This window comes from Lamprobacter modestohalophilus, assembly GCF_016583905.1.
Classification (GTDB): Bacteria; Pseudomonadota; Gammaproteobacteria; order Chromatiales; family Chromatiaceae; genus Lamprobacter; species Lamprobacter modestohalophilus.
Map to the genome: position 1 here is coordinate 21,532 of NZ_NRRY01000019.1, position 16,685 is coordinate 38,216.

12 protein-coding genes and 1 pseudogene are annotated in these 16,685 nt (G+C 64.9%); 8 read left to right on the plus strand and 5 right to left on the minus strand.

All coding sequences use genetic code 11. The features are described 5' to 3' along the window. Nucleotides 1–68: 68 nt before the first annotated feature. Nucleotides 69–1,952 carry a mechanosensitive ion channel family protein gene (locus CKO42_RS12415; RefSeq protein ID WP_200244354.1) on the plus strand — a complete coding sequence of 628 codons (1,884 nt, stop codon included), beginning with the start codon at nucleotides 69–71 and terminating at the stop codon, nucleotides 1,950–1,952. Here the strand turns inward: CKO42_RS12415 and CKO42_RS12420 are convergent. Beyond that, complete coding sequence (locus tag CKO42_RS12420; RefSeq protein WP_242479346.1) at nucleotides 1,897–3,333, minus strand: metal-dependent hydrolase family protein; 1,437 nt, start codon at nucleotides 3,331–3,333, stop codon at nucleotides 1,897–1,899. The genes CKO42_RS12415 and CKO42_RS12420 overlap by 56 nt on opposite strands. Nucleotides 3,334–3,500: 167 nt before the next feature. Here CKO42_RS12420 and CKO42_RS12425 point away from each other — a divergent pair, with 167 nt between their 5' ends. From CKO42_RS12425 to CKO42_RS28510, 4 genes and pseudogenes are all read left to right on the plus strand, one after another. After that, on the plus strand, nucleotides 3,501–4,970 hold the full coding sequence (locus CKO42_RS12425; RefSeq protein WP_200244357.1) for a sensor domain-containing diguanylate cyclase: 1,470 nt from the start codon (nucleotides 3,501–3,503) through the stop codon (nucleotides 4,968–4,970). Nucleotides 4,971–5,034: 64 nt separating this feature from the next. Further along, nucleotides 5,035–5,220 (plus strand): annotated as a pseudogene (locus CKO42_RS27950) (phenylpyruvate tautomerase MIF-related protein); the annotation flags it as partial. A gap of 131 nt (nucleotides 5,221–5,351) precedes the next feature. After that, entirely contained in the window at nucleotides 5,352–6,734 is a 1,383-nt protein-coding gene (gene gad, locus CKO42_RS12435) for a glutamate decarboxylase (protein ID WP_242479347.1), read from the plus strand. Nucleotides 6,735–6,927: 193 nt separating this feature from the next. Then, a complete protein-coding gene (locus CKO42_RS28510) occupies nucleotides 6,928–7,107 on the plus strand; it encodes a hypothetical protein (protein WP_420844294.1) in 180 nt (59 codons plus the stop codon). Nucleotides 7,108–7,187: 80 nt separating this feature from the next. Here the strand turns inward: CKO42_RS28510 and CKO42_RS12445 are convergent, their stop codons facing one another. The 4 genes from CKO42_RS12445 to CKO42_RS12460 all read right to left on the minus strand — a co-directional run bounded on the left by CKO42_RS12445 (nucleotide 7,188) and on the right by CKO42_RS12460 (nucleotide 10,934). Next, the gene (locus CKO42_RS12445; RefSeq protein WP_338034910.1) at nucleotides 7,188–8,219 is read right to left on the minus strand and encodes a sodium:calcium antiporter; all 1,032 of its coding nucleotides are present in this window, start codon (nucleotides 8,217–8,219) and stop codon (nucleotides 7,188–7,190) included. A gap of 69 nt (nucleotides 8,220–8,288) precedes the next feature. After that, entirely contained in the window at nucleotides 8,289–8,780 is a 492-nt protein-coding gene (locus CKO42_RS12450) for a hypothetical protein (protein WP_200244364.1), read from the minus strand. Nucleotides 8,781–8,983: 203 nt separating this feature from the next. After that, complete coding sequence (locus CKO42_RS12455) at nucleotides 8,984–10,414, minus strand: sigma-54-dependent transcriptional regulator (RefSeq protein WP_200244366.1); 1,431 nt, start codon at nucleotides 10,412–10,414, stop codon at nucleotides 8,984–8,986. 91 nt (nucleotides 10,415–10,505) lie between these two features. Further along, complete coding sequence (locus CKO42_RS12460) at nucleotides 10,506–10,934, minus strand: CBS domain-containing protein (RefSeq protein WP_200244368.1); 429 nt, start codon at nucleotides 10,932–10,934, stop codon at nucleotides 10,506–10,508. 353 nt (nucleotides 10,935–11,287) lie between these two features. On the opposite strand from CKO42_RS12460, the gene CKO42_RS12465 reads away from it, so the two are divergent. The 3 genes from CKO42_RS12465 to CKO42_RS12475 all read left to right on the plus strand — a co-directional run bounded on the left by CKO42_RS12465 (nucleotide 11,288) and on the right by CKO42_RS12475 (nucleotide 16,680). Next, nucleotides 11,288–12,526 (plus strand): efflux RND transporter periplasmic adaptor subunit, encoded by a 1,239-nt coding sequence (locus CKO42_RS12465; protein WP_200244370.1) that lies wholly within the window; start codon nucleotides 11,288–11,290, stop codon nucleotides 12,524–12,526. Continuing rightward, nucleotides 12,523–15,669: an efflux RND transporter permease subunit gene (locus CKO42_RS12470; RefSeq protein WP_200244372.1), complete on the plus strand. Its 3,147-nt coding sequence runs from the start codon at nucleotides 12,523–12,525 to the stop codon at nucleotides 15,667–15,669. The genes CKO42_RS12465 and CKO42_RS12470 overlap by 4 nt, the downstream gene beginning before the upstream one ends. Before the next feature lie 324 nt (nucleotides 15,670–15,993). Next, nucleotides 15,994–16,680 (plus strand): EF-hand domain-containing protein, encoded by a 687-nt coding sequence (locus tag CKO42_RS12475; RefSeq protein WP_242479348.1) that lies wholly within the window; start codon nucleotides 15,994–15,996, stop codon nucleotides 16,678–16,680. The last annotated feature ends 5 nt before the right edge of the window (nucleotides 16,681–16,685 follow it).

Consider the following 16,685-nt stretch of genomic DNA (forward strand, 5'->3'; position numbering starts at 1 on the left):
CGATGCCGAGTCGGTCTGAATCGCGCGCATCATGGCTGAGCTGGAGGCCCTACTGGAGACTGGGCTGGATGCTCTGCGCGGCGCTGTTCGCCATCGCCATCACCCTCCCTGCGCTTGCCACCAAGACCAGCGACCGCGCCAGCACAGGCACCAGCACCAGCACCAGCCTGCTCAGCCCACCCGACACCAGCTCGCCACGGGCGACCTTCGACAGCTTTCGCCGACTCACCGATCAGATCGCTGAGCAGTATGCTGCCTATCGCGAAGCCCCCAGCGCGCAACGCCAGCAGACCTTCTTGCGCGCCGTCGAGCAGGGCAAGCAGCTGATGGATCTGAGCAACGTGCCACCCGCAGCACAGCATGAGATCGCCACCGCCACCATCATCTGGCTCTGGGAGATCATCGCCCGCGTCGATCTGCCCGAGGCCGAACTGATCCCGGAGGCGGCCGATTTCAGCAGCGGTGGCCCACTTGCTGATCAACCAGCGCGCTGGCGTCTTCCCGACACCAGCATCGTCATCGCGCGCGTCGAGGAGGGTCCACGCGCGGGCGAGTTCCTGTTCAGCCCGGAGACGGTCGCCTCGGCACGCAGCTACGCCGAACTAGCACGGGAGCTGCCCTATCGGCGCTCCTCACGTATCGACAACGTCAGAGACCTCAGCGCCACGGCGCTCGGCTTCTCCGGCTGGATGCTACCGCCGCACCTGATCGAGCGCCTGCCCGACTGGGCGCGACAACCCATCGCCGGCCAGGTGCTGTGGAAATGGGCGATGCTCGTGGCCAGTCTGGCGCTGACCCTGGTCCTGCTCGGGCTGGTGCTGCGTTGGGCGCACCGCCGTGCCTGGGATGCCCGCCCTAGCACCTTGCTGCGACGCCTGAGCGCACCGCTCACCCTGCTGTTCTGGATACCCCTGCTGCGCGGCTTTCTCGATGACCAGGTGCAGGTCACCGGTCTGGTGATCGCTTGGCCCGACTACCTCGCCGAGCTGACCCGAGTGCTGGCGCTGATCTGGCTGGTGTTGCTGGTCGCACGCTGGATTCCCGAGGCGCTGATCGCCGCGCCAGGGCGCAATACCGAGCGCGCGGATGCCAGTCTGATCCGCTGGGTCGCGCGCGTCTTTGCGCTGTTCGCGGTGCTGGCGCTGGTGTTTGCCGCGGCCCAGGATCTCGGGATTCCGGTCTATGGCCTGGTCGCCGGCGCCGGGGTCGGCGGCTTGGCGATCGCGCTCGCCGCACGGCCGACGCTGGAGAACTTTATCGGCGCGCTGAACCTGTTCGCCGACCGACCAATCCGCGTCGGCGACCTGTGCCGCTTCGACGAGCGCCACGGTCAGGGCTGGAATCCGGTCGGCACCGTCGAGGCGATCGGCCTGCGCTCGACCAAGATCCGTCAGTTCGATCGCTCGCTGATCACCATTCCGAACGCCGATCTGGCCGAGCGCAACATCGTCAACCTCAGTGCCTGCGAGCGCTTTCTGCTCCAGCAACGCCTGCCGCTGCGCTACGAGACCAGCGCCGATCAACTGCGCTATCTACTGGCGACCCTGCGCGAGCTGCTGCACGCGCACCCGATGACGATTCACACCGAGGAGTACCCGATCCGCGCGCGCTTTCTGGGCTTTCGCGACCAGGCGCTGACGCTGGAGCTGCGCGCCTATATCCGCACCACCTCCTACACCGAATTCCTGGCGATCCAGGAAGACATCATGCTGCGCGTGATGCAGGCGATCCAGCAGGCCGGCACCGGCTTTGCGCTGCCGGCACAGACCCTGTACATGGCCCGCGACAACGGACTCGATGCCGACGCGCGCACGGCGGCCGAACAGCGCGTGCGCGAATGGGCGGCCGCGCATGAGCTGCCGTTTCCCGACATGGACGAGGCGCAGCGCAAGCGCATCACCGGGACTCTGGACTATCCGCCCGAGGGCTCGCCGGGGGCGGATCAGGGCTAGTCAAACTGTTCTTGTAGATCCAACCATCCTTCATGATCACCAAGAAGTTGCTGGCGGGATCAGCAACCAATGATAGATCCTCAAGCGGATTGCCATCGACCAGCAGCAGATCCGCTAGCGCGCCCTCCTCGACCACCCCCAGCTTGCCCTCGTAAGGACTGCGCGGACCGGAGAGCGCCAACAGCTCGGCATTGTCCGCAGTCGCCATGCGCAGCGCCTCGGCTGGCGTATACCAGCGCGTCATCGCGGCCAGCTTGGCGCCCTGTCGCTTGGCATTCTCGGCATTGAACAGGATATCGGTGCCCCAGGCGGTCTTGATGCCAAACTGCTTGGCCAGCCGATAGGCGCGATCAGTGCCGGCGTACATCGCCAGCTGCTTGCGCCGGTTCATCGATCCCTCGGCATAGGGCGAGGGCTGATCATCGATGAATGGCTGCAGGCTCCACCAGAGATCCTGCTCGGCGATCAGCCGCACCGTCGCCTCATCCAACAGTTGGCCGTGCTCGATGCTCGCCACACCCGCCTCGATGGCCTGACGCACGGCACGCGGCGTGTAGGCATGCACGGCGACATAGGTGCCCCAGTTCTCCGCCGCCTCGACCGCAGCGCGCAGCTCCGGCACCGTGTACTGGGTGACATCGAGCGGGTCGTAGCTCGAGGCGACACCGCCACCGGCCATCAGCTTGATCTGCGAGGCGCCCAGTGCCAACTGCTCGCGGGCGCGTTTGCGCACCGCATCGGGGCTATCGGCGATCACCGCGGCGCCGACCCGCTCGCTGAACGAGAAGGCATCCGGCGCGGCCGGCAGCTCGCTCGGCAGGCGGAAGTCGCCATGACCCCCGCTCTGGGAGATGAAGGCGCCCGCCGGCCAGATGCGCGGCCCCGGCACCAGCCCCAGGTCGATGCCGCGCTTGAGCCCGAACACCGGTCCGCCGAGATCGCGGATGCTGGTGAAGCCGCGCAGTAGCATGTCCGCCGCCGCCTTGGTCGCGGCGACATTGAGGAAACCGAGATCGCTGGTGAGGATCGCCTGCTGCGACAGCGTGGCGTACATCACATGCGTGTGCGCATCGATCAGCCCCGGCATCAAGGTGCGGCCAGCGCCCTGGATGCGGGTGAGCTCGAACTCGGCCGGCGGCGCGATCGGCTCCGCCGAGAGCTGTACGATGCGGTTGCCGACCACCAACACCTGCATCGGCTCGGTGAGCTGCTCGGCGGTGCCGTCGAAGACGTGCACCGCCTCGAACAAGACTCCGTGCGTTGGCGTTGGTTTTGGCGCTGGCGCTGGCTTTGGCATTGGCGCCGAAGAATCGGCGCTCGCGGCCATTGCGGTGGTGAAACACATCAGGATCAAGAACGCGATGTTTAGCGGATACCACATGGTTGAAGATCAACAGCCCTCGGTGCAATGCGTCGCGCGACCAGGCATGGGGTTTCGCTCTGATCGCCGAGACGATGGGGCCAGTTTAGCAGCCCAGCCGACCAGCTTGTGACATCAAGTAAGGTCGTCGGTATCATCCCGGGTTTAGGTTAGTCAGGAGTCGTCAGTTGCAAAAAAGGAGTTCAGGGCTCACCACCTATGCGCTGTTGTTGGGGCTGTCGAGTCTTCTGCTAGGCCTGTTGCTCTGGTCGTCGTATCAGCGCACCTGGGAGCTTCAGGAGAGCCGCCTGGCCTTCTCCTCGGAGCTGATCGCCGAATGGATTCACGGCGCCTTTGTCGCCTCGGATTACCTGTTGCGGGACATGGCCGGCCAGATCGCCCCCGATGACCTCCGCTATCCCCATCCCGACCCCCAGGCCCATGCCGATCTGAGCCAACGGCTCGAGCAACGCTACAAGACCTTTCCCCACGCCTTCCTGTATGGCGCGTTCGATCGCCAGTGCGTGGTCACACATGGCAACGCCAGGCTCGGTTACGACGCCAGCGAGCGCGAATACTGTCAGCGGCTGCAGGCCGATCCCGAACTCGATAGCCTGGTGACGCGCGGCTATCGCTCCAATATCGGTCCGGTGAATGTGACCCATGCACGCGCCCTACGGGATGAAGACGGGCGCTTTCTCGGCCTGGTCGCCATTGCGCTGGATCTCGAGTTCTTCAGTCAATGGCTGGCCCGCATGGGCACGGGTCGCCTCGATTCCCTGGCGATCGAGGACGATCAACAGATGCTGCTGGCGCGCTACCCGCCGTTCCCGCAGGCGATCGGGCAACTGTTCGACGACCCAACCATGAATGACTTCTTCGCCTCTGACGAACAGTTTCGGGTCTACCCCCCTGTGCGCTCTCCGGTGGACCAGAAACACCGCTACTTCGGCACACGAAAGGTCGAGGGGACTCCCTATACGATCATCCTCGGCATCGATCGCGCCAACTGGTTGGCGGACTGGTATCGTCTGGCCTGGCTGGCGGTGTTGGGCTGGACCCTGATCATGGCGCTGGGGTTTATCGCCCTGCGCAACTACCTGCGTTTGCTCGAAGGGCGTAACGCATTGCATCAGCAGGCGCGCACGGACCCCTTGACCGGGATCGCCAACCGTTCTTACTTCACCGCGCTGGCGGAACGCGAGATCGCCCGGGCGCGGCGGACTCAGGGCTGGATCGCGTTGCTGATGGTCGATGTCGATCGCTTCAAGACCATCAACGATACCCATGGTCATCATGTCGGCGATCGCGCCCTCAAGACCTTTGCCGCCTGCTGCAGCCGGGTCACCCGCGCCGAGGACGTCGTTGGCCGCTGGGGCGGTGATGAGTTCGTCGTGCTCATCAGTCAAGATCAAACAGCGGCGCTTGGCCTTGCCGAACGCCTGCTGGAGGAGATCCGGGCGGCCAAGATCCTCAACGATCAGGGCGAGCCTTTGAGCCTGAGCGCCAGTATCGGCGTCGCCTGCCTGCGTGCCGATCATCCCCTGGACCTGGATGCCTTGCTGCATCAGGCCGATCTGGCCATGCTGGAGGTGAAGCGAAGCGGACGTGGACGGATTGGGACCCTGACAGACGCAGCCGTCTCGAGCAGCGGTTAAACGCTCATCCCAGCGATCGGCTATGCTGCCGGCCCAGCAAACCACTGCAGCGAGGCCTGTCGCGATGTGCTTTGGTGGCGAGACCAGCCCCCTCGCCTTCCTGGAGCTGATGAGCCTGGGGTTGTCCGAAGATCAGACCCCAGCACTCTCGGCGGCACTCTGCGAGCTGTTCGACGAGACGCTCGCGATACCCTCCAACCGGGTCTACATCGAATTCGCATCACCGCCACGGCACCTGTTAGGGTTCGACGGCAAGACCTTTTCAACCACTGCCGGCAGTGAATCCAATTTAGCGACTTTGGCTGATGTCGCCATCAACGCATGGCAACGCGGCCAAAACAAGACCTCAGCCATCAAACCGAGCGGGAGGACCGCGATCCAATGTACGACCAGCGAGAAGACAGCAACGACGAGACCTACGCCTCCAGCGATCTTGCCACCGGCCTCCCGAAGTCGGCCTTTCCCGATCACGAACGTGATCCGCGACGCATTTACGCCGCTGTCCGCGACGAGCTGATGCTCGACGGCAACTCGCGGCAAAACCTCGCGACCTTCTGCCAGACCTGGGAAGAGCCCGAGATCCATCAGCTCATGGATGCCTGCATCGATAAGAACATGGTCGACAAGGACGAATATCCGCAGACGGCCGAGATCGAATCACGCTGTGTGCAGATGTTGGCTGATCTCTGGCATGCCCCTGATAGCGGCCAGGCGGTTGGCTGCTCGACCACCGGCTCGAGTGAGGCCGCCATGTTGGGCGGCCTGGCGATGAAGCGTCGTTGGGAGGCACCCCGCAAAGCCGAGGGCAAGTCCACCGACAAGCCCAATCTGATCACCGGGCCAGTGCAGATCTGCTGGCATAAATTCACCCGCTACTGGGATATCGAGCACCGCGAGATCCCGATGGAAAAGGGTCGGCTGCTGATGACGCCGGAAGAGGTGCTGAGCCGCTGCGACGAGAACACGATTGGCGTGGTGCCAACACTGGGTGTGACCTTCACCGGAGAATACGAGCCGGTGCAGCAGATCAGCGATGCACTGGACAAGCTGCAGGCCGACACCGGTCTCGACATTCCAATCCACGTCGACGGCGCCAGCGGCGGCTTCCTCGCCCCGTTCTGTGCACCGGAGCTGGCGTGGGATTTCCGCCTACCGCGGGTGCGCTCCATCAACGCCTCGGGCCACAAGTTTGGCCTCGCCCCACTTGGCGTGGGCTGGGTTCTGTGGCGCGAAGAGAAAGACCTGCCAGAGAGCATGGTGTTCTGGGTGAATTATCTCGGCGGCAATATGCGCGACATCGCTCTGAATTTTTCGCGGCCTGGCGGGCAGATCGTTTGCCAGTACTACAATTTTCTCCGTCTCGGCCGGGAGGGCTACCGTAAGGTCCACACCGCCTGCTATCGCAGCGCTGAGTATCTGGCCGACGAGATCGCGAAGATCGGGCCGTTCGAGATCGTCTTCAGCGGCGACATGGCGCGCGGCATCCCAGCGGTTTCATGGAAGCTCAAGGAGGGCATCGATCCAGGTTTTACGCTGTTCGATATTGCCGATCGGCTCCGAGTGCGCGGCTGGCAGGTGCCCGCCTACACGTTGCCGGCGAATTGCCAGGAGCAAGCGATCCAGAGGATCTTGGTTCGCAATGGCGTCAGCCAAGACCTTTGCACGCTCCTCGTCGAGCACATGAAGGCGGCCCTGGACTATATCGAAGCACATCCGATTCAGGAGTCACTGACGAGCAAAGAGGGATCGGGCTTCCATCATTAGGCAACGCACCGGTCGGGTTTTGGGTTCGCGCTCCAATCGCTGAAAGACTGCAAGTGGAATCCTCACAACATCATCGTTCTAACGGGACTGGGCAGCCGCCGTTACCAGGAACAGGCTCTCGCCTTGGGCCTGTCGTGACGGCTTCTACATCGAATTCGCACCACCGCCACGGCTTCACACCGAGGAGTACCCGATTCGGGCGCGCTTTCTCGGCTTTCGCGACCAGGCGCTGACGCTGGAGCTGCGCGCCTATATTCGCACCACCTCCTACACCGAATTCCTGGCCATTCAGGAAAACATCATGCTGCGCCTGATGCAGGCGATCCAGCAGGCCGGCACTGGCTCCCGGAAAGGGCCCATCGCTCGGCCATGATCAAATCGGTCTCCAGCAGTCTGCAGTTTGCCGCACGCTTTGCCCTGGTGGGGCTTGTCGTGGGCGGCTACGTCGCTTGGTCACCAGCGCACCAGGATCGCTAGACCGGCAAGGTAGAACACCAGCACGGCCACGCTCTCGAAACCGATGTTGGCGACACCGCTGCGCTCGCGGCGGATCAGACCCAACAACAGGATGGCGGTCAGCAATAGGGTCAGACTGATGATGAACAGCGGCTGTTCGCTGATCGCATGGTAGATCGAGCTTTCACGATAGGCGACATCAGCGAACACCAGGAACAGGACGTCGAAGGTATTGCCGCCGATGATACCGCCGACGGCAAGGGTCAAGGCGCCTTGGCGCACCGCGGCGATCGCGGTCACCAGCTCCGGCAACGAGGTCGCCACAGCGGTGAACAGGCTGCCGACCAGGGTCTCCGAGAGCCCCGTGTGGCGCACCAGCGCAATCCCGCTGACGCCAACCACCCAGCCGGCCACCGCAACGATCGCCGCTAAGAGCAAGAAGTGCATCCAGACCCGCCAAGCACTGCGGGTGCTGCGCTGGGCTTCGGCCGGTATGTCCTCGCGCGTGTTGGCGGTCTGCACTGGTGTCCAACCGGGAGCCTTGTTGGTCGCCGAGGCGAGCTTGAGGCCGAAGACGTAGAGCACCAGCACCACGACGGAGACTGGATGCACGCCGAAGAACGCGACCTCAGGCGCTGTCGCCGCCAGCAACGGCAGGGCGAGCAAGGCGCAGAGCAGAGCCCCATTGATCAGGTTGGTGACCGAGGCCGCTGCGTGCTCGAGATTCGCGTCACGGTAGACCACGTCGGCGACGACGAGGAACGCGGTCTGGGCCGCAATCCCGCCGACCGCATTGCCCACCGCCAGGTCAGCACGACCGGCGAGCGCCGTTGTGATCGACACCACCGTCCCGGGTAGCGAGGTCGTCGCCCCCAACAGCACGGCGCCGAACACCGCCTCGCCGAGGCCCGTCAGATCCGACAGCCGGTCGGCGATGGCGGCCAGCCGCGAACCGGCGACGGCAATGACCAGCGCACCACACCCAAACAGCAACACCGTCAGGGGAAGCGACAGCTGCTCCGGGCTCACCACTCACTCACTGGCTGGGACGCCGGCCTATCGGCGCTGGCGAAGGCAAACAGGCGCAAGGATGCCTGATCAATAGCTCGGGCCGGGCGTCGCTTCCGCCACACCGGCTTTGGTCCAACCGTTGAAGATCACCGTCTCCAGGCCTTGCGCAGGGACAGTCACCTCGCGTACGAAGGTCTTCTCGAAGCCGTTCACAGCCACCTCATAACGGCCGGCTGGGAGCTTGGCCATCAACCAAGGGCCGGGGGAAAAGGCCCGCAAGACGGGCACGCCATCGGGCGTGGTCAGGCTGACCGCGATATCCGCCAGATAGTTGCCCTCGGCAACCGCGAACTCGAGCTTCAGATTGTAATCGTCATACTCGCGCATCAACGCCTCGCGGGCCGATTCCCCGACGCCACCGCTGACCCAAGGGGTGCCGCGATAGGTGCCTTGATCGATCGGGATCTCCTCACCGCTCAGCTGGGTTTCCGCGGCAGTTTCCGCAGCGGTCGCCACACCGACGCCGCTCAGACCCAAGGCGATGGACAGGAGCGCGATGCGTTGTAACCAGGTGTTCATGATCAATCTCCTCAGTGCATGGAAAGGGTATGACACTGAAAGCAACCACCATGCCTACTTCCGAACTCGGCGCGTCTTCCGCGTCCACCGCCTCCCCGCGCTTTGCACCCTTCCCTTTCCTCGGTCTCCCAGCGCTTGGCCCGCGCGTTGATGCGGGGCATTTCAACCAAGCGCGGGGCATTTGATGTCTGTGGACAACGGCTTCAGTCAGCGGTCGGTGCCGCCGCAGACGACGGCTCCGATGCCTCGCTCGACAAGCCATATTTCTGGCAGCGATAGCGCAGCGTCTCGCGCGTGGTGCCGAGGGCGCGGGCGGCGGCGGTGACGTTGTAACCGCTGCGCTCGAGCGCGGTGTGGATGATGTAGCGGTCCATCTCATCGAGCGACAGACTGCCATCGAGCGGGATCATCAGCCGATCGCCCTCGATGCTCGGTCCGCTGCCCGGTGCGGCAGCCACCCCTTGGCCAAGCTGTAGCCACTCGATGGGGAAGACGCTGTCGCGCGCCAGCAGCACCGCGCGCTCGATCACGTTGCGCAGCTCGCGCACGTTGCCCGGCCAGTGGTAGCCGCGCATCTGCTCGTAGACCGCCGGCGGCACTTCACACACTTGGCGGCCAGAGCGGGCGTTGTATTCGTCGATCAACACCGGCACCAGTTGCTCGAGATCCTCGAGGCGCTCGCGCAGCGGTGGCAGGTCGAGACGGAACACCGAGAGGCGATGGAACAGGTCGCTGCGAAAGTCGCCGCTGCGCACGCGCTCATCAAGACGCTGATTACTGGCGGCGATGATCTGCACATCGACCTCGATCAAGCGTTCGCCGCCGAGCCGGCGCAGACGCCGGTCCTCGAGCACGGTCAAGAGCTTGGTCTGCAGATCGAGCTCCATCTCGGCGATCTCATCGAGGAACAGGGTGCCTTCGTGCGCCTGTTCCAGATAGCCGCGATGACGACCCTTGGCGCCGGTGAAGGCGCCGGCCTCATGGCCGAAGAGCTCGGATTCGAGCAGTTCGCGGGGCAACGCCGCGCAGTTGACCTCGACCATGGGACCCTCGGCGCGCGGACCGCCGTGGTGGAGGATACGCGCCACCAGGCCTTTACCGGTGCCGGTCTCGCCGCCAATGATCAGGGCGCTGAACGGCACCTCGGCGAGCCGCGCGATCAGGCGGCGCGTCTCCTCGGTGGTCTTGCTACCGCCGAGATAGGCGCTTGGTGCATAGCGGCGGCGGCTGTCGCGGGTCTGGGTGTGCAGGCGGCGCTGGGCCAGCGCGCTGCGGCGGGCACCGGCGACGACGAGCTCGAGGCGAGAGAGTGGGCAGGGCTTCTCGAGGAAGTCATAGGCGCCGAGGTGCAGGGCGCGCACCGAGTCCGGCACGCTGCCATAGCCGGTCAGCAGGATCCATTCGCCGGGGATCTTCTGCGCGCGCAGGGTCTCCATCAGATCGAGCGCACTGCCATCCGGCAGACTCATGTCGGCCAGGATCACCAAGGGCTCGAGTCGTTGGCTGGTCAGGATATCCCGGGCGCTCGACAACCGGCCAGCGACCTCGACATCCCAGCCCTGGCCGGAAAAATGGCGTTCGAACTCCTGTGCGAGGGCGTCCTCGTCTTCGAGAATGAGTAGGGAATCAGCCATCAGTGAATCCTTTGCATGCTGCGCGTTGACCAGGGTGCTTGTTCGCCATTATTCCTGTTCTCCGTTCCTGTTCTCCATCGCGAATCGTCGATCAAGACTCACCGCGAACGCGCTGATTCCATTCCAACTCGGGACCGGCGCTGGACGCGGCTTCAGCGGCTTCCAACAGCCCGATCAGGTCGATGACACCCACCAGTCGTGGTCCCGACTCGATCACAAAGAGCGTATTCACGCGCTTGGACAGCATTAAACGCCGCGCGTCGTCGAGCCGGGTCTCGGGGCCACAGCTGACCGGCTCGCCGCGCATTAAGTGACGGACGAGTGCGCGCGTCGGATCAAGCTCCCCGTTGATGGCCCGCGCAGCGACATCCAGCGAGTCGAGGACACCGATCAAGCGACCTTGGTCAACCACCGCCAAGCTACAGTATCCCGTCTCGCCGAATCGGCTCGCCGCTGCGGCCAGTGTGCATTCCGGGTCGACCACCGGAAAGTCAGTGCGCATGGCGTTGATCAGTGTCATCAAGAAGCTCCCGGTCGATGCAGGTGTTGCCGTCGATAAGATGCAACTTCGATGCCGCACTCGGGCACTGAGTCATAGCGCCAGGTGGAGCGCGCCAGGCGCCTCACCTGTCTGCACAATCGGCTGATATCAACCGTAGGCTGGTTGAAATGACCCATCGTGGTTCGAGCCCTGGGTACCTTGCCACCCTTGCTGCCAGGGTTGCAAATTCGCTTGCATGCTGATTGAGCACATCGGTCACTCGCCGATGCTCGGCAGCGGCACGCCAGCCGGAAACCAAGAACAGACAGGCATGCAAGTTGCGTCGGCGAAGGCTGTGATCTATCGATGAATTACTGGCAGAGGATACTGAGGTGCCAAATTTTAAAGGGGGCTTACTCATCCTGCTGGGCCTATTACTCGCGGTCATCCTAGCCCTTGGATGGTGGAACCGAGCGGCCCTCCTCGCGTTGATCGAGGCGCCTGCGTCAACAGAGACAGCGCAGCAGCAACCCGCGCCAGTGGTCAAGGTCGCTGCCGTTGAGCAAGCCGAGATCGAAGCGCGCATCCAGGCAACCGGCACCCTTAAAGCAGCCGAGACAATCACCATCACCGCCCGCTCACGCGGCCGCGTCGAGACGGTGCACTTCGAAGAAGGCAGCGAGGTCAGCAAGCATCAGGCGCTGGTCCTGCTCGAGCGCAAGCGCGCACAGGCGGCTGTACGCGAGGCCGCCGCGCGCGTCGCGCAGACGGCGCGGCAGTTGGAGCGGTTTGAAACGCTTGATGCCGATGCCTTCGTCTCCGAGACCGAGTTCGAGGAGGCGCGAGCGACCGCCAGCGAGGCGCGCGCGGCATTGCGAGTCAGCAGCGAAGACCTCGCCGACCGGGTCATCGAGGCGCCGTTCAACGGGCTGATCGGGCGCAGGCTCATCAGCCCCGGCGCGCTGCTCGAGCCCGGCATGGCCATCGCATCGCTCAGCCGCACCGCGCCCTTGGACCTGCTGCTCGACGTGCCCGGCAAGGAGCTGGCGAAGATCGAGACCGGACAGCAGGTCATCGCCACCACTCCTGCCTACCCGCAGCAGCGCTTCGAGGGCCGGGTCACCTTTGTCTCACCCGAGGTCGCTGAAGACACCCGAACCCTGGCACTCGAGGCCAGCTTCGACAACGCCGATCATCAGCTCAAGCCGGGCCTGTTCATGACCGCCGAGCTGGTCACCGACCGCCGCGAGATCCTCCGGGTGCCGGAGGCCGCGGTGATTGCCGAGGGGCCGTCGGAGCATCTCTTCATCGTCGACACCAAGGACGCCGCAGAGATATCGACAGACGCCGCGAGACAGGGCTCCGAACCATCACGCTCGTCGGAGGGTGAGACCTCCGAGCAGGACCAGGACGGCACTCAGCCGCAGCCTGAGACGCAAGAGAACGGACCCGCCAAGGATGGCCCCACCAGCCAGGCGCGCGTGCGGCGGCAGCCGGTGCAGACCGGCATTCGCCGAGACGGCTGGGTGGAGATCACCAGCGGCGTCAGCGCGGATGAGCGGGTGGTCGTCGCGGGCCTGCAGCGTCTGCGCGATGGCATTGCCGTTCAAATCAACGGTGACAGCCCGTGAAGCTCACCACCCTCGCCGTCACCCGGCCGGTGGTCGCGACCGTCGTGTCACTGCTGGTCATCGTCATCGGGCTCGCCGCCGTGCTCAATCTGCCGGTGCGCGAATACCCAGACGTCGATGACCCCACCATCACCGCGACCGTGATCTACCCTGGCGCTGCCGCCGAGGTGGTCGAGCGCGAGATCACCGAGCCGATCGAGGAGGCGGTGAGCGGCATCGACGGCGTGCGCCAGATCCGCGCCAGCTCGCGCGACGGGCGTGCGCGCATCGAGGTCGAGTTCTCGCTCAATCGCGATCTGGATCTTGCCGCGGCCGACGTCCGCGATCGCATCTCGACCGTGCGCAATGAACTGCCGGACGAGGCCGAGGACCCCGAGATCAGCCAGCAATCGCTGCAGGCCCAGGTGGTGATGTGGGTCACGCTCACCAGTGATGAGCTGGACCGGCTCGCACTCTCCGATCTCGCCGACCGGGTGCTGGTCGATCAGCTCTCGACCGTGCCCGGCGTCGCCCAAGTCCTGTTCGGTGGCGAGCGCCGCTATGCGATGCGCATCCATCTGGATCTGCAGCGCCTAGCCGCCCATCAGCTCACCGTACTGGATGTCGAGCAGGCCTTGCGCGCCCGCAATCTCGAGCTACCGGCCGGGCGGCTGATCAGCGACACCCGCGAGCTGACACTGCGCACCATGACCGAGCTGGAGCGCCCACAGGCCTACCGCGACCTGATCATCGCCGCGCGCGATGGCGCCGAGATCCGCCTCGCCGAGGTCGCCGAGATCGAGTACGGCCCGGAGAGCTACCGCACCGCAGTGCGGCTCAACGGCAAGGACGCGATCGGCCTGGGCGTCGTGCGCCAGTCGGGATCGAATCTGGTTGCCATCTCGGCCGAGGTCCGCGCCGAGCTCGAGGCCCTCTCCGCGCGCATTCCCGACAGTGTCTCGGTCAACATCCCCTACGATGCCGCCACCTTCGTCGAGGCCTCGATCCGCCAGATCCTGAATACCCTCTTGCTGACCATCGCCCTGGTCATTTTAGTGGTCTTCGTCGCGCTCGGCTCCTGGCGGGCGACACTGGTGCCGGCGGCGACCATTCCGGCCTCGGTCATCGGCGCCTTCATCCTGCTCTGGGCACTGGGCTACTCGATCAATGTCCTGACCCTGCTGGCGTTGATCCTGGCCATCGGCATGCTGGTCGATGATGCGATCGTCGTCGGCGAGAACGTGTTTCGCTTCTCCGAGCAAGGCAAGCCGCGGTTATTAGCGGCCGACCTCGGCGCCGGCGAGGTCGCGTTCGCGGTCATCGCCACGACGGTGGTGCTGCTTGCGGTGATCACCCCGCTGGCCTTCCTCACCGGCGATTCGGGTCGCTTGTTTAGTGAGTTTGCGGCCGGGCTCGGCGGCGCGCTCGGCCTCTCGAGCCTGATCGCGCTGACCATCGGGGTGACCGTCGCCTCGAAGCTGATCGACGCCGAGCGCATCGAGGCCAGCCCGCTGCGCCGGCGCGTCGGTGGCCTGTTCGAGTCCCTGAGCCGAGGCTATCTGCGCCTGCTCAAGGGCGTGCTGGCGGCGCGTTGGCTGGTGGTGATCTTAGCGCTGCTGCTGCTCGCTGCCACCGTCTGGCTCTATCGCGAGCTGCCGCGTGAGCTCTCGCCCCGCGAGGATCGCGGCGCCGTCTTCATCCCGGTCGCCGCCCCGGAGGGCACGACGCTCGATGCCATGGTCGCGATCCTCGAGCGGATCGAAGCGGTGCTGCTGCCATTGACCGACGACGACGGCTCTGGAGAAAGCGGCCCCGCCGAACATGTGATCTCGTTGGTCGCGCCACGCAGTGCTGGCCAGGGCCCGGTCAACAGCGGCATCGTCATCCTCAAGCTCAAGCCTTGGAGCCAACGTGAGCAGAGCCAGTTTGCCGTGACGCGCCAACTGCTGCCCAAGCTGGCCGGGATCACCGGCGCTCAGGCGTTTGCGGTCAATCCGCCCAGCCTGGGGGGCGAAGGCTTCCAGCAACCGGTGCAGATGGCCATTACGGGTCCCAACCTCGAGGAAGCGCATCGCTTGGCGCAGGAGGTCTTGAAAGAGGCGCGCCAGGTTCCGGGCATTGCCCAGGCGCGCCTCGACTTCCAGCCCACCAATCCGCAGCTGCGCATCCAGGTCGACCGCGACCGCGCCGCGGCACTCGGCATCTCGCCGGCCGATATTGGACGCACGCTGCAGATCCTGATGGGCGGCGAGGACATCACCGATTTCTCGATCGCCGCCGAGACCTACGAGGTGATGGTGCGCGCACGGCGCGCGGACAGGATGTCGCCGGACGACCTCGGCGAGGTCTATGTGCGCACCGAGGACGGCTCGCTGGTGGCCTTGTCCGGGCTCATCGAGACCGAGCTGGTCGGCCGCGCGGCCGAGCGCCTGCGGGTCGATCGGCTGCCGGCGGTCACGCTCCAGGGCTCGCTCGCTGGCGGCGCGGCGCTCGGCGACGTGCTCGACGAGCTCGCCAAGCGTGCCCGTCCACTGCTGCCCGATGATGTCCAGATCAAATGGCTCGGCGTGAGTCAGGACTATCAACGCTCCGGTCGCGCCTTTCAGCTCGCCTTCCTACTCGCGCTGACCATCGTGTTCTTGGTGCTGGCGGCGCAGTTCGAGAGCTTCATCCAGCCAATCGTGTTACTTGCCGGTGTGCCACTGGCGTTATTCGGGGCCTTGCTGGCCCTGCTCATCGCCGGCAGCTCGATCAACCTCTATAGCCAGATCGGCTTCATCCTGGTGGTCGGCATCATGGCCAAGAACGCGATCCTGCTGGTCGAGTTCGTTAATCAGCTGCGCGATCGTGGTGAAGACCTGCGCCCCGCGCTCGAAGGCGCCGCGCGCATCCGCTTCCGGCCGATCCTGATGACCTCGATCGCGACCCTGTTCGGCGCCCTGCCCCTGGCGTTGGCCTTCGGTCCCGGCGCCGAAACGCGGCGCATCATCGGGCTGGCGATCCTCGGCGGTGTGCTGGCCGCCACGCTGCTGACGCTGTTCCTGGTGCCGGTGCTCTATCTGATCCTCGCCAAACGGACCTCTGCCCGCTCCGCGCTCGCCGATACGCTTGCCAAGCAGCATGCTGAGGCGAAGACGGGGCCAGCAACCTCAACGACCCGCTAAGACGCGCGCGTGGCAGATCAACCGGGAGCTGGGTCAGCATGAGTGAACGGATCAAGAAGCGTATCTTGCTCTGGGCCGAGTATGCACGGCAGGTCTCGAGACCGACAGGCTGTCCGCTTTGATGTCGCACTGTTGAGGCCGCACTGCAGAATCTTAAGGCCAGGCCGCAGAATCGGCTTCATAGTTGCATCACAGCATGCGTCCGGCGATGGCTCAGACGGACGATGGCTCCCACTGAGCCAGTCAGCGCGGCCAGTCCGCGCGGCCAGTCAGTGCGGCAACCTCAGCCGGTCAGCCTCAACCCAACCAACGATGGAGACAGCCATGAGATTCACCACAGCCACCACTCTCAGCTTGACCTTGACCTCGGCGCTGAGCCTGTCCGCGCTCGCCCCAGTGCTTGCCCAGGACGGCGCACCACCGGGAGCCGGCATGCGCGATCCGATGAGATTCACCGAGCTCGACCGCAACGATGACGGCATCGTGACCGAAGAGGAATTCGACCAGGCGCGCTCCGAACGCCGGGCAGCCCGCTCCGAGGCCGGCGCGCCGATGCGCGGAATCACCAATGCGCCCGAGTTCAGCGACATCGACCAGGACGGCGATGGCCAGCTCACAGTCGAGGAGTTTGCAGACTTTCGAGCCCAACGCATGGGCAGCCGCGGCGGCATGGGGCCAGGCGCTGGTATGGGCGCGGGCGGCATGGGCGGTACCGGACAGGGACGCGGGATGGGACCAGGACAGGGAATGGGGCCTGGCATGGGCCGGATGGGCGGTCAGATGCCGACGTTCGCATCCTTCGATGCCGATGGCGACGGCATGCTCAGCAAGGATGAATTCGAGACAGGCCGGGCCGAGCGCATCAAAGAACGCTCGCAACAGGGCTATCAGATGCGCAACCTCGCCAACGCACCCTCCTTTGAAGACGTCGATCAAAATGGCGACGGCCAGATCGACAAGGAGGAGTTCGAGAGCGCCCAAATGCAGCAACGCAAGATGATGCAGCCCTAAGACGC

Excerpts from the sequence above, each read along its gene's own strand:
- gad (WP_242479347.1), top strand. The coding sequence starts at position 5,352 with ATGTACGACCAGCGAGAAGACAGCAACGACGAGACCTACGCCTCCAGC.
- CKO42_RS12475 (WP_242479348.1), top strand. The coding sequence starts at position 15,994 with ATGAGATTCACCACAGCCACCACTCTCAGCTTGACCTTGACCTCGGCG.
- CKO42_RS12415 (WP_200244354.1), top strand. The coding sequence starts at position 69 with ATGCTCTGCGCGGCGCTGTTCGCCATCGCCATCACCCTCCCTGCGCTT.
- CKO42_RS12450 (WP_200244364.1), bottom strand. The coding sequence starts at position 8,780 with ATGAACACCTGGTTACAACGCATCGCGCTCCTGTCCATCGCCTTGGGT.
- CKO42_RS12460 (WP_200244368.1), bottom strand. The coding sequence starts at position 10,934 with ATGACACTGATCAACGCCATGCGCACTGACTTTCCGGTGGTCGACCCG.
- CKO42_RS12420 (WP_242479346.1), bottom strand. The coding sequence starts at position 3,333 with ATGTGGTATCCGCTAAACATCGCGTTCTTGATCCTGATGTGTTTCACC.
- CKO42_RS12455 (WP_200244366.1), bottom strand. The coding sequence starts at position 10,414 with ATGGCTGATTCCCTACTCATTCTCGAAGACGAGGACGCCCTCGCACAG.